The organism is Bacillus sp. FSL K6-2431 (genome assembly GCF_038005165.1).
GTDB lineage: Bacteria > Bacillota > Bacilli > Bacillales > Bacillaceae > Bacillus > Bacillus pumilus.
This window is the reverse complement of sequence record NZ_JBBOSQ010000001.1, coordinates 1195049-1220662: the sequence shown is the minus strand read 5'-3', so window position 1 is coordinate 1220662 and position 25614 is coordinate 1195049. Positions and strand designations below refer to the sequence as shown.

Genomic DNA, 25614 nt, shown 5'->3' with positions numbered 1-25614 from the left:
GTAATCTCCTTTGAACGAACTAAAAAACAAATGACGGAAAAGGGCTGGCGATCAATCTATGAAAAAAATCATTTATCTCGATCAAGAAAGAAAGAAGCTCGCTGAATCGAAAAAAAGAGAACAGCGTTCCATCAAATCACTTAGGCTGCTTGTGTTTTATGACGGGCAAAGTCCTTCATGTGCAAAAGCGATGGACTTGTTGAAAGCTCTCGATTGGAAGAACCGTATTCATTTTGAATCCTTTAGACACTCGCAGCTGCTCAAACTGAACAAAATAAGTGAAGAAAAGGCAGAAAAGCGAATCGTGTCAATTTCCTTAGCCAAAAACCAAAAAAACTCAGGGATCTATACATGGCTGAAAATTGCTTGCAATATCCCTGCATTATGGGGAACGATCCCATTCATCGTGCTCAGCATTTGGTTAGGCTTTGGTCAACATGCGTACGATTACTTTGCGAGAAAACGGTATGTTCATTCAGTCAAACAAGTCACCCGTCCTGATACAGATCAACAGAAGACCATTTAATGAATAGGAAAAGCATGACCTTCGATCGGCAGAAGGTCATGCTTTTTTGTAATAGGGGACATATGATGCAAGGTGATGAAGCAGCGTTCTCGTGTAGGACATATAGGTACGTTCGTCAAGCTCAGAACCCGCATAGGAAAGCAAGGTTCTAAGAGCAAACAAGTACTCACTGTGCAGCTCATTTTGTTTAAAGTAAGGAAGAGCTGCTTCGATCAGATAGGTTTTCAAATCAAGAGGGTTTTCCTCAATCATCAATTTATAGATTTTGATCATATATAAACAGTTTGGCTGAATGCGAGGCTGTTTTAACAGCTCATGTATGTAGGGAAGGGCCTTTTTGCGGTCGTATTCAGCATATAAGGTCGCGATTTCATACAGAGTTTCACAATAACGGTCTTCTATCTGTTCTTGATTAAAGTAATTGAGTGAATCTAGTAAATAAGGCACAGCTGAAGAAAAATCGCCTTCCCGTTTTAAGAGCACCCCGTAATAAAAATAAGCGGTCATTTTAATATAGGCATCAGGATAAAGGGACGTGTGCAAAATCACTTCTTTTAAATATTTCTTCGCCGTTTGAAAGGCTTTTAGTTCCAGTGAGATCACGCCATGAATGAGTGTACAGTGAATGATCCGCTTGAAATTGTTCTTTTGTCTATATAAATCCATGGCTTGATGGGTTGCTTCAAGCGCATCGCCAAGAAGTCCCATGTTTCCAAGTGCTTTTGCATAGTGATAATACAGGTCACTTTGTTCAACAGACGCGTAAGAAAAGCAGCTCTCAAGTTTCTTTATCCCTTCTTCAAACTGACCATTTGTAATGAGATGAATGCCATCTAGATATTCAAATATTTCTTTTTCCGTTTCAATAAAGGTTTTTTCAAACTTTTTAAGCACGCGGTGTGTTTTTAAGGCAAGTGGCTGCTTGTCCGATAATAAATAAAATTGAAATAGGGACAAATGATACTGAATGCCTAAATCTAGCGAAAAGAACTGTTCCTCGTGCTGAATGATCATTTCTGCATTTTGTTCAGCTTGATCAAGTGCATAGAAATACATATTCATTTGAAACTCATCCAAGAGTGACAGCAGGTGACGTGCCTTTTGTGACAGAGTTTCTTGACTGATGCCTAGTCGTTCAAGCAATAAATTGATCGTATCTTGATTGGCCTCCTTTGAGCCATTTTCGATTTTACTTAAATGAGAGACAGAACAAATTCCTTCTGCCAATTCAGATTGGGTCATATTTTGTTTATACCGGTAGAGCTTAATGATTTGCCCGATATTGATTTTCATTCCATCCAGAAGCCTCCCTTCCAATCATGGTTTGAAAGCCTTTTGACAAAATAACCGCATTAGACAAAATGGGAATAACTAAACCTATTTCATCATCTTGGGTTTTTTATCAAAATTTGTTTAAAACGTAATATGATTGTAACATTACTTGAAAAACTCAAACAACTTTTTAGCAGAAGGGATGGGAAACATCATTTGCAACTGCTCGCAATGATGTTTATAATGTGAATGAGAATCAATTTCAATTAAGATTGATTGAAAGGATGACACATATGCCAGAAATCAAACAACAAACAGAAGCGTTAACGGTACGAGACGCTGTCAGATATAGACGATCTATTCGAAAATTTAAAGAAACGCCGGTGACCATTGAGCAGCTTCAGCCGTTATTAGAGGATGCGGTCTATGCACCGAATCATAAAATTACGGAGCCTTGGCGCTTTCTATATGCGGTGACAGATGAAGCGAAAGCGACATTTATTGATCGCTTCATTGCGTTCTTCAAGCGCAACAATCCAGATGCAAAGGAAGAAAAGATCAATCAATATAGAGATTACTTTTCAAAAGTCCCAGCCCTTTTACTTGTAGTGTTAAAGGAAGACGAGAACCCAGTGGTAAGAAATGATGATTTTGCCGCTGTGAGCGCGCTCATTCAAAACTTCCAGCTGCTTGCTTGGGATCAAGGAATCGGTATGGTCTGGAAGAGCGGCCGCATCTTATACGACAAAGGCTTTCAACAGGACATGGGTCTAAAGGAAAACGAGCGGTTTGCTGCCATCCTTCATATTGGTTATCCAGAAGAGGTGCCTGAGGAAAAATCACGTCAGAAAGCATCAAATCTTCTTACTGAAATTCAATAAAAGAAGAAAAGCAGACCGCAAAAGGGTCTGCTTTTTTTACTTATTGTTTTTTGGCGCGCTGATCGGCTGCTTTCATACGTGCCATTGCTTTTACGTCATTCGGATCTGCAAGTTCTTTGGAAAATTCAACATATTCGCCATCCGACTCTTGTGCTGCAAGCTCGTGGTTGGCTTTTTGGTGTTGGTCTTTTTTCAAAGCCTTTCCCTCCTTTACAAGATCACTTTAGTTATGTGCTTGTTGGAGTGGAATATCCATCTTATTTGTTTCTTTTTTCTGCTGCTCTTTCCGCTTTTTTGAATTCCTGCTGATACAGGACTTCCTGGGTTTTCTTCAGCTTTGAAGTTGGCTGGTGTTCTTTTTTCTTCATCAAAATCGCCCCCTCATCTCATTTCTAATAGGATGGGTGTTTTTGACAAAAATTATTCCTTTGAATGCAAAATCGCTTCTTTTAATTCAGGATGCAAAAAGTCATAAGAAGAAAGCAATGCCTTCTTCGGCAGCGCACGCTGACCTTCTAAAACAAGTAATGACATTTCGCCAAGTGCCGTTCGAATGACAAAGGGTGGGACCTTCAGCCAGTGAGGGCGGTGAAGGGCAGACGCTATCGTTTGTCCAAGCTGCTTCATTTGAACAGGATTCGGTGATGTGACATTGAGTGGACCTGAGATGTCGTCATTGTGTATTGCATAAGCAATGAGATGTGCTACGTCTTCGACATGAACCCATGAAACCCATTGCGAGCCGGAGCCAATCGTTCCGCCGGCAAATAGTTTATATGGCAAGGTCATCAGTGGTAGGGTACCTTTTTCCCCTAATACGACGCCAAAGCGTGTGTAGACCGTACGAATGCCGAGTGCTTCAATTTTTTGCCCCTCAGCTTCCCAACCCCTTGATGTATGACTTAAGAAATCAGTATCCGCAGGAGGTGATTCCTCTGTAAAATCTCCTGTTTGAGACGTGCCATAAATTCCGACAGCACTTGCTTGAATGAGCACAGATGGTTTCGATTCCTGCGCTTCTATAATGCGTCTCACTTCTTGTGTGGATTGAATACGGCTAGAGAGGATGCCTTCTTTTGCCTTGTCTGTCCAGCGGGTGAAAATGGATTTTCCAGCAAGGTTAATCCAGACATCAATCGCAGGCAATTCATGCTCAGGCGCAGCACCTTCTGTCAGCCACTGCACATAGTGTAAATGATTTTGTTCGGATTCCTTTGGATTTCTTGTTAAAATATATAGATGATGTCCTTCAGCAGCGAGCACTTTCGTGACGTGCTGGCCGATAAAACCGGTTCCTCCGGTGATGGCGATATTCAATTGACATCTCTCCTCTCATATACATACCTATATCTTTCACGATTTTAAATCAGAAGAAACATCCTGACTGTTTTAAAAAAGGAGTGATCACAGGATGCCCTATATTACAAAAATCTCCGCTCAGAAAAACAATACAGAGCGGGTGAACATTTTTCTAGATGAAAAATACGCCTTTAGCGTGGATCTAGATGTGCTCGTCCAGCACGATTTGAAAAAAGGGAAAGAGCTGGACGAAGCCGATATCATCGACATTCAATTCGGTGATGCTGTGAAAAAAGGATTTCAGCAGGCCGTCGATTATTTATCCTACCGAATGAGATCGGTGAAAGAAGTAACCGATTATTTGACGAAAAAAGAAATCCCGGCACCTGCTATTAGTGAAATTATACACAAATTAAAGCAATACAAGTATGTAAATGATCTTGAATTTGCGGAAGCCTATGTCAGCACCCACCGTAAAACGAACAGCAAAGGGCCGTCCGTCCTGAAAAAAGAGCTAAAGCTCAAAGGGATAGATGATGACAACATTGAACAAGCACTATCGCAATATCCTGATGACTTACAGCTGGAGGAAGCTGTGAAGCAGGTTCAGAAGCTTGTGAGAAAAGAAAAAAATCGTTCCGCAAAAGAGATCGAGCAGCGCATCAAGCTGCAGCTGCAACGAAAAGGATTTTCGTTTGGGATCATTGATAAAGCCCTTCAAGAAGCCTATGATGGACAAGAAGAGGAAAAGGAAGAAGAAGCCCTCCTCTATATGCTGGAGAAGGCAAAACGCAAGGTAGGATATGACGGATCATTTGAAAAGAAGATGAAAGTGAAGCAATTTTTATTCAGAAAAGGCTTTGATCTCGACACAATTGATCACGTTTTAGACAAAGGGGAATGACAGATGGACAAACGTTATAGTGAGATGACGGAATACGAATTGAAGCAGGAGATAGCCTCTCTTTCTGAAAAAGCACGTAAGGCTGAGCAGCTTGGCATTGTGAATGAATATGCCGTCTTAGAACGGAAAATCGATATGGCAAAAGCCTACTTATTAGATCCAGCCTTGATTCAAACGAAAACGACTTATCAAATCAAAGATACAGACGAAGAGTTTTATGTGGAATATTTAAATGGTGTATTTGCGTGGGGACACAGAGTATCAGCCCCAAATAAGGAAGATGCACTGCCAATTTCAATGCTTACGAAAAAGGACTGATCCGAGAGATCAGTCCTTTTCTTTACTTCGAACGTTGTTTACGGACGTTGTTCTGAAGTACGATGTCGTGCTGCGTTTGCTGCGTTTCTCCGTTGACCTGAGAGGCAGAATGCTTTGCATTCGCCCATGGTTGAGGGTAAGCGGTTGTCCTTAATTGAACAAAGTCTTCCATATACGATTTCCCATTTGAACTCATATCTCAAGCACTCCCTTTGGAAAAATTAGCGTTTCCCTGATGCCCTCATTCGTTCCTGTGGACGTGTATTCGTCTCACCATTCGGCCTTTTAGACGCATAAGCATCTGTGGCGCCTGGCTCGCCTTCAAATTTGTGATTCACTTGATTTGGAAAGCCTTTTGCTTTATTACGCATATCGATTCCCTCCAAACAATACAAATCATTTGCGTCTTTTGAAGACGTAAGGGTAGTATATGAAAAAAGAGGTTTTTTTAAAAAGGCACTTTCTGCTAGATGAAGGAGGAACCGACATGGAACAATACTTTGAGCGATTAACAGAACAACTGATGGAAAAAAACAATATGCTGACATATGATGAAGCACGTACATGGGTAGAGCTGCTATGGAGTGATTTTGAAACGACCTATGCAAAGGCTGGCCACAAGTATAAAGGACAGGAAACAACTGAACGGATTGTCCAAGAGTGGATTGAGAGCTACGGTGCGCAGCTGCATTTATTCCAAAATAAACAATCGAAGGCAAACGAGCATCTACAAGAGCAGAATAAAGGGCTGCTTCATTAAAAGAAGTGCCCCTCATCTTTTTCAAGAAATAGGAAAATATATAAATGAGTAAACAATTTTATGATACAATACCCAGTCTGTGATCGAAATTACAGGCTTTTTACAATGGTTAAACTTAAAATTACATTAAATTCATCTTACTGAAAATCACTGGAAATAAAACTTTGATATAATGGAACGATTAAAGAGACATGTAATTTATGGATAATAAAAAAGGGTTTCGTTTCCTGACAAAAAAGGAATAATGAACATATCAGACTATGTGAAAAAAGTGAAGAGAAGGTGCGATATGGAACGAGAATTGCTCTCTGTTATAATTCCTTCTTACAATGAAGGTGAAAACATCAGACGAATCTTTGAGGCACTCGAGGAAGAGTTTCGCGATTTTCATTATGACTTTGAAATCATTTTTGTGAATGATGGAAGCAAAGACAACACACTTCAATACATGAGAGAGCTCTCTCGCAAAAGTGCAAAGGTCAAATACATTTCCTTCTCACGTAACTTTGGGAAGGAAGCCGCTATTCTGGCAGGACTTGAATATGCGAAGGGAGTAGCTGCGATCATCATGGACGCCGACTTGCAGCACCCAACGTATTTGATTCAGGACTTCGTCAGAGGATATGAAGAAGGCTACCATCAAGTCATTGCCAAACGGAATCGTAAAGGAGACAGCAAGCTTCGCTCTTACTTATCATCCATGTACTATAAAGTGATGAACAAGGTAGTCGAAGTGGACTTGCGTGATGGCGTCGGAGATTTCCGTTTAATTTCGCGCCAAGCAATCGATGCATTACTTCAGTTGAAAGAAGGAAATCGTTTTTCAAAAGGGCTTTTTTGCTGGATTGGGTTTGAAGAAAAGGTCATCTATTATGAAAATGTAGAAAGACAGCATGGTGATACAAAATGGTCACTAAAGAAGTTGTTTAACTATGGCATAGATGGCGTCATTTCCTTTAACAACCGCCCGCTGCGTATTTGTTTTTATACTGGCATACTGATCTTATTCCTTTCTTTGATTTACATCGTTGCCACCTTTATTCAAATCGTCAGAACGGGCGTGATGGTACCTGGTTATTTCACTTTAATATCGGCTGTGCTTTTCCTCGGAGGTGTCCAGCTTTTGAGTCTAGGTGTGATTGGAGAATATATTGGCCGCATTTATTATGAAACGAAAAAGAGGCCACATTATTTGATCCAAGAATCAAATGTCATGCAACAAGAGACAAGCTCAAAGGAACAAGACCGAGTGTTAACACAGTTATTTAAATAACGTGGAGTCAAATAACCGGCAAGCACGAATCGCTTGCTGGGTTGTTTTGTTTCAAAGAACAATGGATCTTTTGTGGAAAGGATTTAGATGATGAAACGTAGATGGATAATCATTGGAATGTGCCTCATTCTCGCATTATTAGGCCACTCCTTTTTCTTATATGAATATACGCAAGGCCGGTACATGACAGGAGATGGGGATGGCATCTCGCAAATGCTCCCATTTAAAAAGCTGCTGTATGACGAATATGTCAAAGGGAATTTCTTTTATTCCTATCAATTCGGTCTAGGCGGCGGTACATACACGCAATTAGGGTATTATTTCACAACGTCGACGGTCTTTATGGTGACAGTCGCTGTCGTCTGGCTGATGAATGCGCTCCATCTCATACAGTCAACGGACATTCATTTCTGGGCAAATGCCGTGATTTGGCTGAGTGTAATCAAGCTGACGCTTATTCTTTTCATCGCTTACCGTGTGCTTCTTTCAATGGTTCAAAATAGATTGGGTGCACTGACAGGTGCCGCAATTTATGGATTATCTATTGTATATTTCCGGCATCAAACGTTTTGGGAATTTTTCACCGACAGCATGATGTGGCTTCCGCTGCTTGTACTTGGGGTTGAGCGGATATTCAAAACGGGTAAGCCCGCTTGGTTTATTGCGAGTTGCAGTTTGATGCTGATCAACAACTTTTACTTTGCTTACATTCACTTTATCTTTTTAGCGATCTATCTTGTCTTCAGATATATGATCAAGCTGCGAAGTGAGGAGCGCGGGTGGAAGGTGTTTTGGACGCTTGCGATCTCTACACTGTTATCCTTTGGGATCAGTGCCGCCTTTTTTATCCCGTCTGTTTATGGCTTTCTTAACAATATAAGACCGCCGTATGAACATGCCATTCCTTGGTTCGAGCTGCATGATCATCTGCTGTTTACGAGCAGGGTGTATTTATTACCCGTAATTTTTCTGATTTGTCTGTTTCTCATTCCGCTTTACCGGAACAGATGGTTTTTCATGTTCACATCCATCAGTATGCTGCTCATTGTTTTTCACTACAGTCCAAAGATGGCGAGCGTGTTTAATGGTTTTTCAGCACCGCAATACAGATTTGAGTACATTCTTGCCTTTACAGTTGGAGCAACCGTTGCCATTACGATCAAGCATTTCTCACAAATCGAGTGGAAGTGGAAAAAGCGTGCGGTCTTAGGCGCTTGGATCGTGTTCCTTCTTGCTGTCGTCCTTTCAGAACGAGCAAAGGGAAACATGGATGTCGTTGTGTTTACGGGTATAGGACTGGTTGTGATCAGCTTGTTCTTCCTATGGATGCATGCCGAAAAACGTCAGCACCTTCGTCTCTTTTCAGCTGTGCTTATTGCCATCAGCTTACTGACAGCAGGCGTGTATCAGCAGGGATACTTATCTGAAAGAAGCAATATTAAGAGCGTATCAGATACGTATCTGAATAGTGAGGCATATGCTGGACATGAACAAATGAAGCTCATTCAGCAGATTCAAAGCCGCTCAAAAGATCCGCTTGCCCGGATTGATTGGATGAATGGCGTGCGCAACAATACCCCATTATTTGAAGGCTTCCAAGGCATGAGTGTGTATTCAAGTATATTGAATCAGCATTTGCTCAATTTCTATTGGAATGACCTGCAAATCGATATGGGACGGGAAAGTGTCAGCCGGTATGCAACAATGGGAGACAGGGCGAATTTATACAGCTTGACCTACGGGAAGTATTATATGAGAGACAAAAGGGTGTCTTTCTCACCGCCGGTTTATTTTAAGCCAATATTGGAAAGCGAACATTATGAAGTGTATGAAAATACACGCCCGCTCCCATTTGCAAGAACAACGAGTACCGTCTATTCAGAAAAGTCACTAGAGCATGCGTCAGCACTTGATAAAGAACATGCGATGTTGCAAGGTGTGATCTTAAACAAAAAAGGAAATGCTGAAATCGACCAATCGCCTGATCGAATAAAGGATACAAACATTCATACTGAACAAGCGGTATACGAAAATGGCGTGCTTGATGTATACGGGAAAACGGGCGGGCTGAATATCACCCTTCCAGATGATATCGCTCGTGCCGGGGATGTGTATGTGAGCTTTTATGTGAAGCGGACCGACCGTAACGAAGGGTTTCAGTTATCCATTGACGACTATGTTACATCTCGAAAAAGCAATACATCCATCTACAAAACAGGTGTCAATGAAGTGACGATTCGGGTCCCTGCGGAAAAGATCCTCTCCATTCGAGTACCAAAAGGGACATACGAGCTCAATCAACTGAAGCTGTATCAAGAGCCTTACCGCGTCCTAGAGAAAGCATATAAAAAAGAAAAACAAGATGATGGCAACCAGCAAGTAAAGCTAAAAAATAACCGCTTTACGATTTCGTATGATAACAAGCGCGGTGATGACTACATGATTCTGCCTGTTCCATATGAAAAAGGCTGGGAGCTCACGGTGAACGGACAGCAGACTGATATTGAACAAGCCAATTACGCCTTTATCGGTTTTCCAATAGAAAAAGGCGAAAACGATATTGTGCTAACCTACTATCCGCCTTATATCAGAATTCTTGCGTTGATTTCACTCGTCAGTTTGATTGGGGCGATCCTATATGCACGGAGACAACACAAGAAACACCACTTTCCATCATAAGTGGTGTTTTTTTGTCTTTCATCTCATACGTAAGTTTCTTCATCCCATTCAATCGTATATTCGTTCATTTTTTTATCAATATCGTTTTGAATACTTATGTGCTGAAGTAGCGCGTTCAATTCTTCTGTCCTCTTTCTTCGATCCTTTTCATAATAATAGAACGCATCTCGATCATCATGATCCCTTAGCATTTTTGCTAAGACCATGGCATCTTCTAGACTATACGATGCTCCTTGACCAACAAAAGGATTTGCTGTATGTACAGCATCACCTATAAGAACAACTCGTCCTTTTGACCACACAGGAAGATCCTTTATTTCATAGATACTTCTTGGAAAGAACATGTCTGTATGATCGATGATGTCAGATAGGTGTTTAGGAATGTTCCAATGTTCCATTTGTTTATATAATAACTGTCGAATGGTTTCTTTATTGGCTTTCTCAAAATGTTTTGTAGGTAACTTCTCAGGACACTGAGAGAAAGCTTGCCATAAAATATTCATTTTATTTGTTGGATGCGCTTTTCCAAAAATGAATTGAAAGTTTCCGTCATTGTAAAAATAACTTGTTGCCTCATCCAATACAAAATCCTTCACAAACGATACTCCTTGCAGTCCCCAAAAACCGCTATAATCTAATTTAGCATTAAACGCAATAGCCTCTCTTGTTTTCGAAAAAGTTCCATCTGCTCCTATTACAATATCACCTGTTATCACAGTTTCATCTTCAAAAAGAACCTGAACGGAATGAGGCTGCTGTTTGATCGAGGTTAACTTTTTGTTGTATTTCACTTCTATTCCTTGACGGTGAACTTCTTTTAAAAGTGATTTGATGATTTGGTCTCTCATGACGTTCAGTAAAGGGGCATCATAATATTTTTCACTATAATTGTGAAAGATCGCTTCTACTTCATTTTCACTGTTTATTTGCTGGATCTTCTTTATCACTGTTGCATTTGCTATCACTTCATTTTTACACCCGATTTCATCCAAAATCTTTACCCCATTCGGAGACAGTAAAAAACCTGCTCCTGTTTCTAATTCTTCATCTGACCTGCTTTCATAAATCGTACTTTCCATCCCAGCCTTTTTTAAAAATAAAGAAGTAGCCAATCCTGCTACACCACTGCCGATAATGATCACATGTTGAGATTTCATTATTTCCCCTCCTCTTTTATAAACAGACCGGTCGGTTTATTTTAGTGCAAAAAAATAAGCTTTTTCATATAGGACAGCGTATCACAATTCCCCCTTTTCATTTGGTAATTAAAGTATATGATAATATGTTATAAATGATTTCGCAAGAATGAAACTAACCAATTTCTAATCAACTTCTTTTAAAAACATGAAGGGGATAACAAAACATGAGCAAAGACACCGTGATAAAACACTATGAACACACCCTTGAATGGGTACAATCGCTAACGGAATTAACAGACAAAGAATGGCGCCGCGCCATTGCTGATGGGAAGTGGAGTATTGCTGAGATCATCGCACATTTTGTTCCGTGGGATGAATTTATTTTACATGATCGCCTAAAGGAATTTTGGAACGATCGGGCGTTATGTAAGGCACCTGATGTGCATGAAATGAATATACAGTCAGCCGAAAGAGCAAGAAAAGAAGAGAGAAGCGAGACGATCGGGCGATTTATTGCTGTCAGAACAGAATTGCTTCAAGAAATGAAGAAAATCGAAGCATCTCGCTGGACTACACCCTTTCTGATCGGTCAAACCGAGCTGACGTTATCAAGTTATTTTCAAGGTTTAATTAAGCATGATCTTCATCATATGGAGCAGGTCAAACAAGCGCTCTCTACAGAAAGACGATAGCGCCTCACGAAGCTTCCTTATCAAATGGAAACGTCGCATAATCAAACAAAAAATGAAACAACCAAAGACTCATGGCAAAGAGAACTTCCTCAGAAGTAGACAGTAAAATGCCGTCAACCAATTCGTCTGATAAATAGACAGCACCCCAAATAAACAAAAGGTGAAATAAGATGGCATAGAAAACGATGGATCGTTTTTTGGACCGGCATTTGCGAACAAACCGCATGAGCACGTGTTCCAGATGTTCAAAAGAGATCCCGAGTACAACATAGATGCCCATAAACAGTAGCAGCGATAAAATCGATTGATAAAAAGCACCCGTTAAATGAAAGAACAGTACACAAAACAACAAAAATATGTAACAGATAGCCGACGTCGCCATCAGCCATTTCAGCCCTTGCCATAAAGCGTGAACAGATTGCTGCATGGGTAAACAACACTCCTTTACATGAAGATACCTGCAAAAAGGACAGCCTTTTTGCAGGAAGGTGGAACTAATCCTCTTTTTTAGGGGCAGCGATGACAGGGTGTTTTTCTGTATCAAGCAGTTTTAAGAAATCTTCGCCTTGATCTAAATGATCAAGAACAAGCTGTTTCGGTGTGACTGCAAGCCACTGATTGAGTGAGATATCTGCATAATGGTCGCTCTTGAAGATTTCTAAGAAATAAAGTGGTTCGTCACCTGTATTTTCTACATAATGCCCCATCGCAAATGGCACATAGCCAACGTCTCCGGCCTGATAGTTGAAGGTTCTCGCATGTCCATCAGAGGCAAATACTGTCATTCGTGCCTTTCCAGAAATGAAATATTGCCATTCATCCGTATTTGGATGCCAGTGCAGCTCACGAATGGCACCTGGATCAACTTTCACAAGAGCGGATGCAATCGTTTTAGACGCTTTGAAATTGGTAGAGTCCGCAATCCACACTTGTCCACCGCTTGACGTAATTGGCTCTTGTTTTAACAGCTCATATTTAAAGGAATTCGGAACTTCTCCTTGCTCTGTTTGCACCTTGTCACATTCAAGGGAACCAGGAATTCCTTTTTGGAAAATATACTTCTCTTTCTCTGGCAGCTTCTCAAATTGCTCCTTTGTCATTCCAAAGTTTTGGAGCACAACTTCTTCTGGCGTATGGGCAAGCCAATCAGTCACTTGGAACGTACTATTTTCAGAGAAAGAACCATCATCAAACACAAGCAAGAATTCAGCTCCCGGTTCAAGTGCTTGAATAGAATGCGGCAAGCCTGAAGGGAAGTACCACAAATCCCCCTCGGTCACATCCTCTGTAAAATTGCGCCCCTCTGCATCAACCGATGTAATCCGGGCTTCCCCATAAATCATGTACGCCCATTCCGCTTCCTTATGCCAGTGCAGCTCGCGAATCGCACCAGGTTTTAGCCGCATGTTCACAGAGGCAAGACTTTTAGAAATGGGCAGTTCACGTACTGTGACTTCTCTGGCGTAACCGCCTTTTTCTAAACGGTTGTGCGTATCAGAAAAAGAATATTTCAAGTTGGGAACCGTTCCATGATCGGTTTCTGGTGGCGTGAGCATATCTGGGTTTTGTCTGTCTCGCTCGAGATTACGTGGAATTTTGACCGTTGCTCCTTTTTCTCCTCGAATCGGCTGTGGTACACCATTTTGCTTTTCACTCATGATAAAATCCCCTTTCAACATCGTATTGTGTGAGGTGACAAAAGGCCTTTCATTTCGCCCTCGTTTTCATAAGGTGAAACGAATCAAGCAGATGTCAATCTGATTCATCATTTTTTTGAACAGCGACCAATCGTTGGATGAGCTTGCTTAATTCATCAAACTTTCGTTCAAAACGTGTCAGCAAGTAAACTGTCAAAATGGCAGGAAAGCCAGCCTGACCGAGCTGCTTCAGCCATTCCTCCGAAAAAAAGGTCTCCATTTGTCTCACCTCCCAGCGGATGCTCGTCTTCTTTATAAGTGGTATGAAAGAAGAAATAGGAAATCAAAGGGGGAGAAAATGAACCATTAGACCCGTTTTACAAAGTTTACTTTTTTTAACTTTTGTCCACTTAATGCAAGTAGAGAGAACAAAGGGGAGGATGCACATGGATTATCGGCTGTTATTGAAAGCAAAATGGAATGAAATCGTTGATCACCCGCTCATTCAGCAATTTTTAAGTAACCCTAAAAACCAGCAGTTGCTTAAGCAAGTCATGGAAGAGCCAAACGAAGAAAATGCGAAAAAACTAGATTCCGAGTTCAAGCAGTTTTATCAAAAAATCCGCATCATCAAGTATATTTCCACAATGATCCGCATCTTTTCAGTCGACTTTGACAAACGAGTGAAAAAAAAGCAGCAGCGTTTTCCGCTCATACTCGATCATCCTGATACGCAAGAAGTGAAAGATCCTGTTCAAACAGATACGTATGAAGCTGTGCTCTTCAACCAGCAAGACCTAGGGGAGCACCTGCAAGATCAGGCGTTGTACAAGGCCTACCAGCAGCTCACAGACAAACAAAAAATGGTCTTAACCCATATTTATGTTGAAGGTCAAACAATGAAAGAAATAGCCGACCGGCTAGGCGAAACGAGACAAAACATCTCAAACATCCACAAAAAAGCGCTCAACAAAATAAAAGAAGAAACAGGGGGAGATGTCCGTGAACGAAGAAAAAATGACCAATGGGGAAATGGAAGAACTCATTGAAACCTTCACACCCATGATCAAAAAGAAACTACAAAACACGGCATATCAAGAAAGAGAAGACCTCGAACAAGAACTCTATATCAAACTCATCGAAAAAGTAGACTGGCTGATTTACCAAGAGGGACCTGGCTTTTGGGAGTTTATTGTGGAATATATGACGAAGTTGTAAGAGGAACTGATGGTGCGAATGTGAGGTGAACATAAAATCCCTGGAACATTCGCACCTTTTTATTCGACAAAACTGGGTAAAAATGTATATTTCGTGAAGAAGAAAACAAAATTCTTTATTGAAAGTTGAGGATTTTACCTATCATTTCCTAAAAAATGTTACAATTAGGGCAGAAATCGCAGTCGCACTCTACATGAGTGCGTGGATTGAAATTCGCCCTTTTTGTCGATCTTATAGCCTAAGTCTTGTCGCACTCTACATGAGTGCGTGGATTGAAATTTGAAAGCAACACTTCTAGTCTGTTTTGCTTTAAGGTCGCACTCTACATGAGTGCGTGGATTGAAATTTTACAAATAGTTTCTCCTGCAGCTTGTAAATATGTCGCACTCTACATGAGTGCGTGGATTGAAATTTGAAAGCAACACTTCTAGTCTGTTTTGCTTTAAGGTCGCACTCTATATGAGTGCGTGGATTGAAATAACGCTGAGGATGCACCAGAAGGAAAGAAAGACGCGTCGCACTCTACATGAGTGTGTGGATTGAAATACAGTAGCCGTATTAATTACAGGTCTTATATTTGTCGCACTCTATCTGAATGTGAGGAATAAAATTCTTGTCAGTAGGTAGCTTGAAAGATTTATTGACATTGCGCTTGAAATAGGTGTGAAAAACATAACTCTGTCTCAGCCATTTTATTAATGAATTCAAAGATGTTGATGAAGCAGCGAAATAAGTATGATTATCATCAGTAATAGTTTTTAATTAAATAGGATTAAGAGAGATTCGGTGCGAATGTCAGGTGAACATAAAATCCCTGGAACATTCGCACCTTTTTATTCGACAAAATGGGTAAAAATGTATATTTCGTGAAGGAGAAAACAAAATTCTTTATTGAAAGTTGAGGATTTTACCTATCATTTCCTAAAAAATGTTACAATTAGGGCAGAAATCGCAGTCGCACTCTATATGAGTGCGTGGATTGAAATCCCCAACTTTGTACACCGCCTATTGTTGGTAAGTGTCGCACTCTATATGAGTGCGTGGATTGAAATATGCTGTTTCCAAAGTCAATATTCATACGAGAAAGTCGCACTCTACATGAGTGCGCGATTTTAAATGATTGTCTCTTAAACGGTTATGGCCACCTCAAATCCATCTTCTTACAACATCCTCTTTCAAATAGCCATCAAATATACTGTTCATTTGTATAGTGAAAACATGACTCATTGCAGTCATGTTTTTTTCTTCTTTTTCCTAAATAAACCTAAAAAAATCTCAAAATAAGTCGAAATGAAAAGTAGTCATTTAGATTCAAATTTTATCCATTCGTAATGAATGATGAAGGAGGAATTGGTTTGGGTGAAACGGAGCGAACCAGTAAAGTGGAGCAGCTGATCTTAGAGAATTATCAAAGATTAAACAGCATGATATCAGAAGAAGTGGACTTTGCTTCTAACCATGGAGGGCTGACAGGGGATTCTAGAGAAGTGATGTGGATGGAGTTTTTTCGGAAAATCATTCCTAAAAAATATTCAATAGCACAAGGTGTCATCATTATTGACTCAGATGGAAATCATTCTAACGAAGTCGATATTGCCGTATTTGATGAGCAGTATACGCCGTATGTGTTCCAACACAATTCGTTGAAGTTTATACCGATTGAGGCGGTTGCGGTTGCTATTGAATGTAAAAGCTCTAATTTGAAAGAAAAAGGTTTAGAAGAATGGTCTGAAAAAATAAAACAGTTAACACCAAAAACAACAGGAATTGCTAGAATGGCTACAGGTTACTTTACAAGTGAAAGTAACACACAAAAGAGGACGCGTCCTTTGCTCATTTTAGCAAGTAACTTTAAAAGAGAAGGAGACCAAACAATTTCAAGTAAAGCAGCTAAATTAGCGGCGTCCTTTGATTTCATGCTCATGAAAAAAAGCAATGAATTTCAATTGAAAGTACCTAATGAACATGAACATCTAAGATGGTGGTCAAACGAATTAAATTGTTTCAAACAAGAAAAACGATATAAGGAAGAAGAAAAATTTTTAGATGAAAACAAACTCAGCGATTTACGTATTGATGGATACGATCTGTTAACGCTGAACTTCCAATTAAATCAATTGCTGATGCTCATTAACAATCCCATGTTTTTCCCTCACTATGCATATGCCAAGCTGTTTCAGAAACAGATAACAAAGTGAAGAAAGGAGAGCGACATGACAAGGGAATCTAGAAAACCCAAAACCAATTGGCATGATGTGAAACATGCGATTGATACGAAAATCCATGAAGACCAAAGACTTTTTAAAGAGCCGCTTACTATTCATTTGGTTACGCCAATGTTTGGGGGAGGGCCCCAATCAAACTCAATTGATCAAGACAGACCGATTCGAGAAAGTGCAATTCGTGGACATCTTCGTTTCTGGTGGCGTGCAACTCGAGGAGCTGCCTGCAAAAATGCGAATGAATTATTTAAAAGAGAAGCAGAGATATTTGGTCATACAGAACAAGCGAGTCAAATTCAAGTGGTAACGCATTATGAGAAAGACGAATTGAAAAGAAATTCAAAATCATTTTTAAATAAGAAAAATCATCCTTTTCCACGGTATGTTCTTTCAAATATGAAAGATCAAACACCATACCTCATGAAGGCGCAATTTTCTTTAAATATCCGGTTATCTAAAAAAACAACCCAATTTGAGTTAATCAAAAAAGAAGTTGAAGCAGCATTATGGGCTTGGATCAACTTCGGTGGACTTGGGTCAAGAACGAGACGTGGGTGTGGCAGTTTATATTGCAAGCAATTTTCACCATACAACAAGAGGACAAAAAGCCAATTGGAAAAATGGTTTGAGCAAAAACTTTTAGAATATGACATCCAATTGCCAGCATCAAGTCGAGAATGGCCGACGCTTAGTCGTGAATTCAAAGTACAGGCATTTCCATCATCAATTATCTCAAGCTGGCGATCCGTCATTCAGACATATGAAACATTTCGAAGAAGATCAAACCCGAATAAAAAAATGGGGAGAAGTTGTTGGCCGGAAGCAGATACTATTCGTCTGTTAACAGGTAAGGCTAAATCAGGTCATGAAACCCCATATCCAAAAGAGAAACCATTTGAATATCAAGCATTTCCTAGAGCTCAATTTGGTTTGCCTATTCAGTTTCGATTTGCTCCTAAAGATAAGGGGAAAGACCCAAAACCTACAACGCTCCTACCTAAAGGAAAGGATCGTTTGGCTTCACCACTCATCTTAAAACCGTTAGCTATTAATCAAAAGGAATCAGTGGGCATGGTGATGGTGTTGCAGCAACCAAAGATCGAATCTTTATCGCTTTTAGGAAAAGGAAAGCCTTTGCCCGATGTAACAGATGAACAAAGTATCTACCCAACAACCACCTACTCAAACAACCCATTACAAGACGAGAGTGGCCGGACGCACTCATCGGCGATTCAAGCCTTTTTACATAGCAAGGAGGTGCAAACATTTTGTCAGAAGAATCACAAAAACAAACATTAATGCTATTTTCGATAGGGCCTGTTCAAGAATTTATTGCGCAAGCACGGCGGACGCGTGATTTATGGTTTGGCTCTTTTCTTCTATCTGAATTAAGTAAAGCAGGTGCGAAGAAATTTCAGGAACTGGGTGGAACGATTATTTTCCCTGTGTTCAACGAATCCTCTGCAGAACCAAACGACGCAGAACCAAACAATGCACCAAATAAAATATTGGGAGAAATTTCACACGAACAGCCTTCATCCATTGCAAGACAAGTAAAAAAAGCAATATATGACAAATGGAAGGAATACGCAGACTTTGTTAGAGAAATAGTTGATCCTTATATTCAAATAGGCACATGGAATCGACAAGTAGATGATTTAATAGAATTTTATGCTGTGTGGACTGAGATGCAAAATCAAGACAAAGCGGCAAAGGCGTCCGCAAGTCCATATCATATGGCTCTTCAAGAAGTCGAAGGTTTAATGGCGGCAAGGAAGACTTTAAGAGATTTTAAACAAAATGAGCCAGGGGCGTTATTCGGTGAACCAAAATCATCACTTGATGGTGGCCGGGAATCAGTTTTCCAAAAGCAAAAAACACCACAGCAAGTGGCGCAACTTGCTAAATGGGGAATTGGTGAACATGAATCATTAGATGCGATTTCAGTGATCAAACGATTGTCCTTACATAAGCATCCGAGTATGACATTTCCATCTGTCTGCGATAAAGCGTTTGCTCCCTATCAAAACATGTTGCTAAAAAATGAACAGATGAAGAAAGCAGCCACACAATATGTGAGAGCTGTAGAAACGTATTTTGAGAATATGAATCTGACAGTAGCTCCTCTTGATTTGAGTGAGGCATCGCTTTTTTATGAAAGAAGAATAGAAGATTATCTTGAACAACGTGGACTTGTCGGGACCACACGAACAGAAGCGAAAAATGATATCACACAGCTGCTCGAAAAATATTTCAAAGGTGAATACAGCAAGCATCATGGCCGGCCGGTCAAACCACCAGCACCTTCACCTTACTATGCCTTTCTCATGGCGGATGGAGATAAAATGGGCAGCCAACTGCGAAATATACAACATGTAGAAAGTCATATTGCATTTTCTAAAACGCTCTCAACTTTTGCTTCAAAGGCAAGTGGAATTATTTCCGAATGTGAAGGTACATTGATTTATGGTGGTGGAGATGATGTCATGGCTTATGTACCGGTGCACCAATGCTTAGAAGCAGCTGGGAAATTACAAAGAGAATTTGTATCAACGATGAATGCTCATCAACATAGTGAGACACCTCCTTCGATTTCAATTGGAATCGCCATCGTTCATATGCTTGAGCCTCTCGAAGAAGTAAGGAGCATGGCACGTCAGGCTGAACAATATGCAAAACAAGAGCGAAATTCATTAGCGATTCATTTCCAAAAACGTGGCGGAGGAGACGCAATGAATATCTCAGTCTCATTTCAACTCGATCCAGTAGCGTCTATCCAAGAGATGACGACGTGGTTAAAGCAGTCTTATTTCACATCTGGCTTTGCATATGGCTTACGAGAGTTGTATCAAACATACGAACAGTCTTCATTTAAAAAACAGCCAGCAATTTTAGATGAACTCATTCCACTAGAGATAAGACGTCTTGCATTCAAAAAGAAAACGGAAGCAAAAACAGAGCAAGAAACGAAAGAGTGGATCGATCAATTGATTGCGAAGTATATACCGAAGAAGAATACATTAGAAGAATTACATACAATCGCTGAATGTATGATCATTGCTCTTCAACTAGAGGAGGTAAGTGGACATGCCTGAAAGATGGTTTCACATTCAACCGCTTGATCCGCTGCTTATTCGTGATGCACGCCCATTTCAAAGTGTACCGGGTATACGGGCGCGTTCATTAAACGATGTTCCCCCTAGTGTGGTCGCAGGAACACTTCGTACAGCACTAGCGAAGACACGACAATCAATGAAACACACCACGCCACTTTCTTATTATGCGAAATCTCTTGTGCGAGGTCCTTTATATCGCTGGCATGATCATTTATATGTGCCAATGCCTAATGACCTTGAGTTATTCGATGATGAGTATGGCATGTATCAAGTGAGACCGAAGCGAATGATGTCGAAAGGACAGGGCTTTTTTGGCACAGGAAAAACAGGCCGTTTTAGTGAGGCATTATGGCCGCCAATTGGAGCTGGTGCTCGTAAAAAAATGAAATCGCCGCCTGCTTTTGTATCACTAAAGTGGATGATGAACTGGCTGACAGACGCAGTGGATGAGAGTCAGGTGAAGGAAGCCTTGACTGAATACCAACACATGCAGAAGGAAAATCATTCGTTCAAAAATGATGCACCACCTGCATTTATTCCAGCATTACAGCGTCAGGAGCGAACACAAATTGAGGTGGAAACTGGCAGTAAAAGAGCAAAAGATCAGCATCTATTTTCAACTGAATCGCTCTTATTCCCAGATGACTTTAAACTGGAGGCAGGAATAGATTTATCTACTGAAGAGTCAGAAGAATTAAAGCCTTTCTCAGGGATTCACCCAATCGGTGGTGAACGGCGGCTGGCTCATATAGAAGACCGGCCACATGTATACCAACAAGATTGGACATGTCCGGATGCTATTAAAGAATCGCTCAAAAACAAGCCGTATGTTCGCATGATATTGGCGACACCTGCTTATTTCAGTAAAGGATGGCAGCCCGGCTGGCTGGATGAACAGCTCATGTCAAAACCACTATTTGATACAAATGTACGACTCAAATTGGTTTGGGCATCTGTTCCATATTGGCAGCCTATCTCTGGATGGAGTTTAGCAAATAAAGACAAAGGGCGTGAAAAAGCAATACGCCGCTTAGTCCCTGCGGGTAGCGTTTACTTCTTTACAGTAGAAGAAGGAGATCCAGCAGAACTGGCCGAAAAAATGTGGCTTCAATCAGTATCCGATCGTAACCGGCGCAAAGAAGCGTTTGATCGTGAAGATGGCTGCGGGTTAGCACTTTGGGGAACATGGAAGCCGAATGAATAAGAGGAGTGAGATGATGGAAGCAAGCCGTTGGTTTTGGATACATTGTTTATCCCCCCTTCATATTGGAGCGGGTGAAGGAGTTGGCGTGATTGATATGCCCATTCAACGAGAAAAAGTAACAGAATGGCCGATTATACCTGGAAGCAGTATCAAAGGCGTGCAGCGTGAACATTATCGCGCGAAAGGACAAGACACATTCGTACAAAAAGTATTTGGTACACAAGGAGATCAAGATGGAAGCGCAGGAGCAGTCGTCATGACAGATGGCCGGTTATTTTCATTCCCGGTGGCGAGTAGATACGGTACATTTGGATATGTGGCAAGTCCACTCATATTGAAAAGATTAGCCCGCGATGCAAAAGCATTAGGCGTATCGCTGGATATCCCTGATCTCATCGAAGAATCGAGCACGCTAGTCACCATGATTTCTAAATTAGTAGAGAATGACGAATTATATCTAGGTGAATTTCAAGGGGCTGCGAAAAAATCTCCACAACTAACCGATTTTGCTGAACAGATGGCCAAACTTTTATTCGACGATAAACAATCACAAACTCTTTGGATAGAACGATTTGTGATTGTAAGTGATGACGTTTTTCAATACATTGTCACCATGAATTCTGAAGTGACACCTCGTATTAGAATTGATCATGAAACCCAAACAGTTAGTAAAGGTGCTCTCTGGTATGAAGAGTATGTACCGGCAGAAGCCATATTTTATGGGCTCATGTGGTGTGATCGTGTCGATGGAAGCAATAATTTATCCGTTAGACATCAACTTTTAAATCAACTAGAAAAACAGATGTATCTTCAATTAGGTGGAAACACAAACGTAGGTAAAGGAAGAGTATCCTGGCGTATGACAGGAGGGGAGGGATCATGAAACTCATTCAACATCATTATGCTGAGAAAGCGTATCAACATGTGATGAATGCCAAAACGAATGAGGAGAATTTCTCAAATCAATATGGACAACTCTGTCACAGATTCGCCTCAATGATCTTAACAAATGGATTAAGGCTCACCATTACATTTTTTGAAGCAAAATCAAAAAAAGGAAATGCTTATCAACAATTCGTTCAGGATATAAAAGAAACATTGGATATACAAGGAGATTGGTCAGCTTCCAATCGAGATTACTTAATCAAATCAAGACAAGGTTTAAATGCATCTGTTTGGTTAAAAAGATATGCGGAATCTATTTTAAAGGTGGAACAAGGGGCGGAGAATGTGGAGGACATCCAATGAATCTGTCATTAACCTTAAACAAAAGCAAATGGGAGATTGATGGTTCTACATTGTCGGACATCATAAAGGACAGCTCGAAGAAGCAGTCATTTTATGAAAATGTGATTAGTTTGCATCAAGAACAGTGGGAAAAATACAATCACTTGCTGTATGAAAAATTTGTGGAGCGATATTATACCGATACGAACCTCACATGCTTAGTCAAGTCCATATCGCCGTTAGTCATTGGACATGGAGGAGAGGGTGTACTTGAAACGGGATTGTTATTACACCCGATATACGGCGTTCCTTATTTACCAGGAACAGCTTTAAAAGGTGTAGCCTCTCATTATGCCCACTCTGTATTAGGTGAAAACTTTCCTGAACTAAAACAAGGTGGTAGTGATTACAACACATTGTTTGGAACAAACGAACGTGCTGGCATCATCGAATTTCATGATGCGCTCATGATGCCTGAGACGGTAGGAGAAGCATTCAAAGTGGATGTGATGACACCACATCATTCAGACTACAACAGCGTCAAGCTAGATAAGATGAACAAAGGGGGAAGTGTTCCAGGCCCTCGAGACGATGACTCACCAACACCTATTCATTTCTTAACGGTGGTCAACGGCCGCTTTCAACTTCTATTGAAAACAAAAAAGAATCTACCAGAAGAATCGGAATGGCTCGAACTCGCCAAAACCATCTTACTAGGCGCTTTAGAACACGAAGGAATCGGTGCTAAAACAAATGCGGGTTATGGAAGACTTAAAATGGACGACGTCATCTAAGACTAAGTGCGAATGTGAGGTGAACATAAAATCCCTGGAACATTCGCACCGTTTCATTCGACGAAAATGGTAAATGATGTATATTTTTTAGAGAGGAAAACAAAATTCTATATAGAAACTTGAGGATTTTGACGATCATTTCCTAAAAAATGTTATAATTAGGGCGGAAATCGCAGTCGCACTCTATATGAGTGCGTGGATTGAAATAATTTCCTCCGGCCATTTTTTTGTTAGTGATGGTGTCGCACTCTATATGAGTGCGTGGATTGAAATTTGTAAGTAGCCGTGCTTTCACCATAGTTTTGCGTCGCACTCTATATGAGTGCGTGGATTGAAATCTCTCAATTTGATAGTTAACTTGTTGCTTAAAAGTCGATGGTTCAGCTTGATGTTTTTTTCAAATCGCACTCTATATGAGTATGAGGAGTAAAATTCTTATCAGAAGGTAGCTTGAAAGATATATTGACAATTGCGCTTGATATAGTTGTGAAAAACAAAACTCTGTCTCAGCCTTTTTATTAATGAATTCAAAGCTGTTGATGAAACAGCGAAATAAGTATGATTATCATCAGTAATAGTTTTTTTAAAATAGGATTAAGAAAGATTCGGTGCGAATGTGAGGTGAACATAAAATTCCTGGGACATTCGCACCTTTTTATTCGACAAAATTGAGAAAAAATGTATATTATTTAGAGGTGAAAACAAAATTCCATATAGAAAATTGAGGGTTTTAGCTATCATTACCTAAAAAATGTTATAATTAGGGCAGAAATCGCAGTCGCACTCTACATGAGTGCGTGGATTGAAATTCTAAGGGGGATAGCTGTTTTTTTGCCCTTATGTCGCACTCTACATGAGTGCGTGGATTGAAATCCATCGCTATTTGTGAAAGTCCTATCTCAAGACGGTCGCACTCTACATGAGTGCGTGGATTGAAATACACTTCAGCGTGCCGTCAGATTGATACTGAAAGTACGTCGCACTCTACATGAGTGCGTGGATTGAAATCTTCAGTGTATAGTTCGTTGTGTTGAAAAGGGTCGTCGCACTCTAAATGAGTGCGTGGATTGAAATTCTAACTTTTCGGGTTCTTTTACAGATGTCCCGGTCGCACTCTACATGAGTGCGTGGATTGAAATCTTGCTTGGATATGTCGGTTTATTTGGTGTTTCAGGTCGCACTCTACATGAGTGGATGGATTAATAATTGTGAAAACATAACTCTGCCTCCTGCCTCAGTAGTCATGAATCTAATTGGATTCAATTGTTGCTGAAATATAAAGAAGTTTGATTAACAAGTTTCAATATATTTCATACTAAGAAAAAGTCGGTGCGAATGTGAGGTGAACATAAAATTCCTGGGACATTCGCACCTTTTTATTCGACAAAATTGAGAAAAAATGTATATTATTTAGAGGTGAAAACAAAATTCCATATAGAAAATTGAGGGTTTTAGCTATCATTACCTAAAAAATGTTATAATTAGGGCAGAAATCGCAGTCGCACTCTACATGAGTGCGTGGATTGAAATTCTAAGGGGGATAGCTGTTTTTTTGCCCTTATGTCGCACTCTACATGAGTGCGTGGATTGAAATCCATCGCTATTTGTGAAAGTCCTATCTCAAGACGGTCGCACTCTACATGAGTGCGTGGATTGAAATACACTTCAGCGTGCCGTCAGATTGATACTGAAAGTACGTCGCACTCTACATGAGTGCGTGGATTGAAATCTTCAGTGTATAGTTCGTTGTGTTGAAAAGGGTCGTCGCACTCTAAATGAGTGCGTGGATTGAAATTCTAACTTTTCGGGTTCTTTTACAGATGTCCCGGTCGCACTCTACATGAGTGCGTGGATTGAAATCTTGCTTGGATATGTCGGTTTATTTGGTGTTTCAGGTCGCACTCTACATGAGTGGATGGATTAATAATTGTGAAAACATAACTCTGCCTCCTGCCTCAGTAGTCATGAATCTAATTGGATTCAATTGTTGCTGAAATATAAAGAAGTTTGATTAACAAGTTTCAATATATTTCATACTAAGAAAAAGTCGGTGCGAATGTGAGGTGAACATAAAATTCCTGGGACATTCGCACCTTTTTATTCGACAAAATTGAGAAAAAATGTATATTATTTAGAGGTGAAAACAAAATTCCATATAGAAAATTGAGGGTTTTAGCTATCATTACCTAAAAAATGTTATAATTAGGGCAGAAATCGCAGTCGCACTTTACATGAGTGCGTGGATTGAAATTCTTTTACATTATCGTCAACAATGAATGGAAGTTGTCGCACTTTACATGAGTGCGTGGATTGAAATATATATTGTTTCTGGGTTGTTAGTGATAAGTGAGTGTCGCACTTTACATGAGTGCGTGGATTGAAATCAGTTGTTGTTATTGTGGGTCTGGCAGTGCCTATTGTCGCACTCTATATGAGTACGTGGATTGAAATTT

The 25614-nt window shown here is 40.3% G+C and carries 27 protein-coding genes and 4 CRISPR repeat arrays (1 of these 31 running past the window's edge); of the genes, 17 read left to right on the top strand and 10 right to left on the bottom strand.

All coding sequences use genetic code 11. From position 1 onward, the window contains the following. The first annotated feature begins 58 nt into the window (after positions 1–58). Positions 59–526, top strand: coding sequence for a thiol-disulfide oxidoreductase DCC family protein (locus MHH40_RS06290; RefSeq protein WP_050944749.1), 468 nt, complete (start codon positions 59–61; stop codon positions 524–526). A 36-nt stretch (positions 527–562) separates the two neighbouring features. Here the strand turns inward: MHH40_RS06290 and MHH40_RS06285 are convergent, their stop codons facing one another. Further along, positions 563–1819 (bottom strand): transcriptional regulator, encoded by a 1257-nt coding sequence (locus MHH40_RS06285; protein ID WP_253622812.1) that lies wholly within the window; start codon positions 1817–1819, stop codon positions 563–565. A gap of 272 nt (positions 1820–2091) precedes the next feature. Here MHH40_RS06285 and MHH40_RS06280 point away from each other — a divergent pair, with 272 nt between their 5' ends. Continuing rightward, complete coding sequence (locus tag MHH40_RS06280) at positions 2092–2679, top strand: nitroreductase family protein (protein ID WP_340900778.1); 588 nt, start codon at positions 2092–2094, stop codon at positions 2677–2679. 40 nt (positions 2680–2719) lie between these two features. Here MHH40_RS06280 and MHH40_RS06275 read toward each other — a convergent pair whose 3' ends face one another. From MHH40_RS06275 to MHH40_RS06265, 3 genes are all read right to left on the bottom strand, one after another. Then, positions 2720–2875 carry a YfhD family protein gene (locus tag MHH40_RS06275; protein WP_003217852.1) on the bottom strand — a complete coding sequence of 52 codons (156 nt, stop codon included), beginning with the start codon at positions 2873–2875 and terminating at the stop codon, positions 2720–2722. 61 nt (positions 2876–2936) lie between these two features. Then, the gene (locus MHH40_RS06270; RefSeq protein ID WP_017358836.1) at positions 2937–3047 is read right to left on the bottom strand and encodes a YfhE family protein; all 111 of its coding nucleotides are present in this window, start codon (positions 3045–3047) and stop codon (positions 2937–2939) included. Between the two features lie 52 nt (positions 3048–3099). Continuing rightward, positions 3100–3996: a TIGR01777 family oxidoreductase gene (locus MHH40_RS06265; protein WP_268459459.1), complete on the bottom strand. Its 897-nt coding sequence runs from the start codon at positions 3994–3996 to the stop codon at positions 3100–3102. A 94-nt stretch (positions 3997–4090) separates the two neighbouring features. On the opposite strand from MHH40_RS06265, the gene recX reads away from it, so the two are divergent. Both recX and MHH40_RS06255 read left to right on the top strand, forming a co-directional pair. Continuing rightward, positions 4091–4882, top strand: a complete 792-nt coding sequence (gene recX / locus MHH40_RS06260; protein ID WP_050944745.1) for a recombination regulator RecX — start codon at positions 4091–4093, stop codon at positions 4880–4882. A gap of 3 nt (positions 4883–4885) precedes the next feature. After that, complete coding sequence (locus MHH40_RS06255) at positions 4886–5200, top strand: YfhH family protein (protein WP_106033150.1); 315 nt, start codon at positions 4886–4888, stop codon at positions 5198–5200. Positions 5201–5222: 22 nt separating this feature from the next. Here MHH40_RS06255 and MHH40_RS06250 read toward each other — a convergent pair whose 3' ends face one another. Both MHH40_RS06250 and MHH40_RS06245 read right to left on the bottom strand, forming a co-directional pair. After that, positions 5223–5396: a YpzG family protein gene (locus tag MHH40_RS06250; protein WP_003217811.1), complete on the bottom strand. Its 174-nt coding sequence runs from the start codon at positions 5394–5396 to the stop codon at positions 5223–5225. Between the two features lie 25 nt (positions 5397–5421). After that, complete coding sequence (locus tag MHH40_RS06245; RefSeq protein ID WP_003217849.1) at positions 5422–5571, bottom strand: small, acid-soluble spore protein K; 150 nt, start codon at positions 5569–5571, stop codon at positions 5422–5424. Positions 5572–5687: 116 nt separating this feature from the next. On the opposite strand from MHH40_RS06245, the gene MHH40_RS06240 reads away from it, so the two are divergent. The 3 genes from MHH40_RS06240 (at position 5688) to MHH40_RS06230 (ending at position 9912) form a co-directional block, all read left to right on the top strand. Continuing rightward, positions 5688–5960, top strand: coding sequence for a YfhJ family protein (locus MHH40_RS06240; RefSeq protein WP_003217809.1), 273 nt, complete (start codon positions 5688–5690; stop codon positions 5958–5960). Between the two features lie 289 nt (positions 5961–6249). After that, positions 6250–7233 (top strand): glycosyltransferase family 2 protein, encoded by a 984-nt coding sequence (locus tag MHH40_RS06235; protein ID WP_003217835.1) that lies wholly within the window; start codon positions 6250–6252, stop codon positions 7231–7233. Positions 7234–7320: 87 nt separating this feature from the next. Next, complete coding sequence (locus MHH40_RS06230) at positions 7321–9912, top strand: YfhO family protein (RefSeq protein ID WP_340900775.1); 2592 nt, start codon at positions 7321–7323, stop codon at positions 9910–9912. A gap of 23 nt (positions 9913–9935) precedes the next feature. Here the strand turns inward: MHH40_RS06230 and MHH40_RS06225 are convergent, their stop codons facing one another. Next, complete coding sequence (locus MHH40_RS06225) at positions 9936–11069, bottom strand: FAD-dependent oxidoreductase (protein ID WP_340900774.1); 1134 nt, start codon at positions 11067–11069, stop codon at positions 9936–9938. 206 nt (positions 11070–11275) lie between these two features. Here MHH40_RS06225 and MHH40_RS06220 point away from each other — a divergent pair, with 206 nt between their 5' ends. Beyond that, entirely contained in the window at positions 11276–11743 is a 468-nt protein-coding gene (locus MHH40_RS06220; protein WP_050944741.1) for a DinB family protein, read from the top strand. Between the two features lie 4 nt (positions 11744–11747). Here the strand turns inward: MHH40_RS06220 and MHH40_RS06215 are convergent, their stop codons facing one another. From MHH40_RS06215 to MHH40_RS06205, 3 genes are all read right to left on the bottom strand, one after another. After that, a complete protein-coding gene (locus MHH40_RS06215; RefSeq protein ID WP_050944740.1) occupies positions 11748–12170 on the bottom strand; it encodes a regulatory YrvL family protein in 423 nt (140 codons plus the stop codon). Between the two features lie 67 nt (positions 12171–12237). Then, positions 12238–13401 (bottom strand): oxalate decarboxylase family bicupin, encoded by a 1164-nt coding sequence (locus tag MHH40_RS06210; protein WP_050944739.1) that lies wholly within the window; start codon positions 13399–13401, stop codon positions 12238–12240. Positions 13402–13495: 94 nt separating this feature from the next. Then, positions 13496–13660 (bottom strand): YvrJ family protein, encoded by a 165-nt coding sequence (locus MHH40_RS06205; protein ID WP_003217819.1) that lies wholly within the window; start codon positions 13658–13660, stop codon positions 13496–13498. A 166-nt stretch (positions 13661–13826) separates the two neighbouring features. On the opposite strand from MHH40_RS06205, the gene MHH40_RS06200 reads away from it, so the two are divergent. The 9 genes from MHH40_RS06200 (at position 13827) to cmr6 (ending at position 23161) form a co-directional block, all read left to right on the top strand. Next, on the top strand, positions 13827–14429 hold the full coding sequence (locus MHH40_RS06200; protein WP_050944738.1) for a sigma-70 family RNA polymerase sigma factor: 603 nt from the start codon (positions 13827–13829) through the stop codon (positions 14427–14429). Further along, positions 14377–14598, top strand: a complete 222-nt coding sequence (gene rsoA, locus MHH40_RS06195) for a sigma-O factor regulator RsoA (protein ID WP_034620885.1) — start codon at positions 14377–14379, stop codon at positions 14596–14598. The genes MHH40_RS06200 and rsoA overlap by 53 nt, the downstream gene beginning before the upstream one ends. A gap of 181 nt (positions 14599–14779) precedes the next feature. Continuing rightward, positions 14780–15209: a CRISPR direct-repeat array (repeat unit 32 nt; unit sequence GTCGCACTCTATATGAGTGCGTGGATTGAAAT). A 744-nt stretch (positions 15210–15953) separates the two neighbouring features. Next, a complete protein-coding gene (locus MHH40_RS06190) occupies positions 15954–16796 on the top strand; it encodes a DUF6602 domain-containing protein (RefSeq protein WP_050944737.1) in 843 nt (280 codons plus the stop codon). A 57-nt stretch (positions 16797–16853) separates the two neighbouring features. Further along, positions 16854–18119, top strand: a complete 1266-nt coding sequence (gene cmr1, locus MHH40_RS06185) for a type III-B CRISPR module RAMP protein Cmr1 (protein ID WP_340900770.1) — start codon at positions 16854–16856, stop codon at positions 18117–18119. Then, a complete protein-coding gene (gene cas10 / locus MHH40_RS06180) occupies positions 18089–19915 on the top strand; it encodes a type III-B CRISPR-associated protein Cas10/Cmr2 (RefSeq protein ID WP_050944735.1) in 1827 nt (608 codons plus the stop codon). The genes cmr1 and cas10 overlap by 31 nt, the downstream gene beginning before the upstream one ends. Then, positions 19908–21140 carry a type III-B CRISPR module-associated protein Cmr3 gene (cmr3, locus tag MHH40_RS06175; RefSeq protein ID WP_050944734.1) on the top strand — a complete coding sequence of 411 codons (1233 nt, stop codon included), beginning with the start codon at positions 19908–19910 and terminating at the stop codon, positions 21138–21140. Before cas10 ends, cmr3 begins: the two co-directional genes overlap by 8 nt. A 13-nt stretch (positions 21141–21153) precedes the next feature. Next, positions 21154–22023, top strand: coding sequence for a type III-B CRISPR module RAMP protein Cmr4 (gene cmr4, locus MHH40_RS06170; RefSeq protein WP_233421727.1), 870 nt, complete (start codon positions 21154–21156; stop codon positions 22021–22023). Further along, positions 22020–22388, top strand: coding sequence for a type III-B CRISPR module-associated protein Cmr5 (gene cmr5 / locus MHH40_RS06165; RefSeq protein ID WP_050944732.1), 369 nt, complete (start codon positions 22020–22022; stop codon positions 22386–22388). The genes cmr4 and cmr5 overlap by 4 nt, the downstream gene beginning before the upstream one ends. Further along, the gene (gene cmr6 / locus MHH40_RS06160) at positions 22385–23161 is read left to right on the top strand and encodes a type III-B CRISPR module RAMP protein Cmr6 (RefSeq protein ID WP_233421726.1); all 777 of its coding nucleotides are present in this window, start codon (positions 22385–22387) and stop codon (positions 23159–23161) included. The genes cmr5 and cmr6 overlap by 4 nt, the downstream gene beginning before the upstream one ends. 776 nt (positions 23162–23937) lie before the next feature. Further along, a CRISPR array of direct repeats spans positions 23938–24367; the repeat unit is 32 nt; unit sequence GTCGCACTCTACATGAGTGCGTGGATTGAAAT. A gap of 291 nt (positions 24368–24658) precedes the next feature. Further along, a CRISPR array of direct repeats spans positions 24659–25088; the repeat unit is 32 nt; unit sequence GTCGCACTCTACATGAGTGCGTGGATTGAAAT. A 291-nt stretch (positions 25089–25379) separates the two neighbouring features. Next, a CRISPR array of direct repeats spans positions 25380–25614; the repeat unit is 32 nt; it runs 198 nt beyond the window's last position.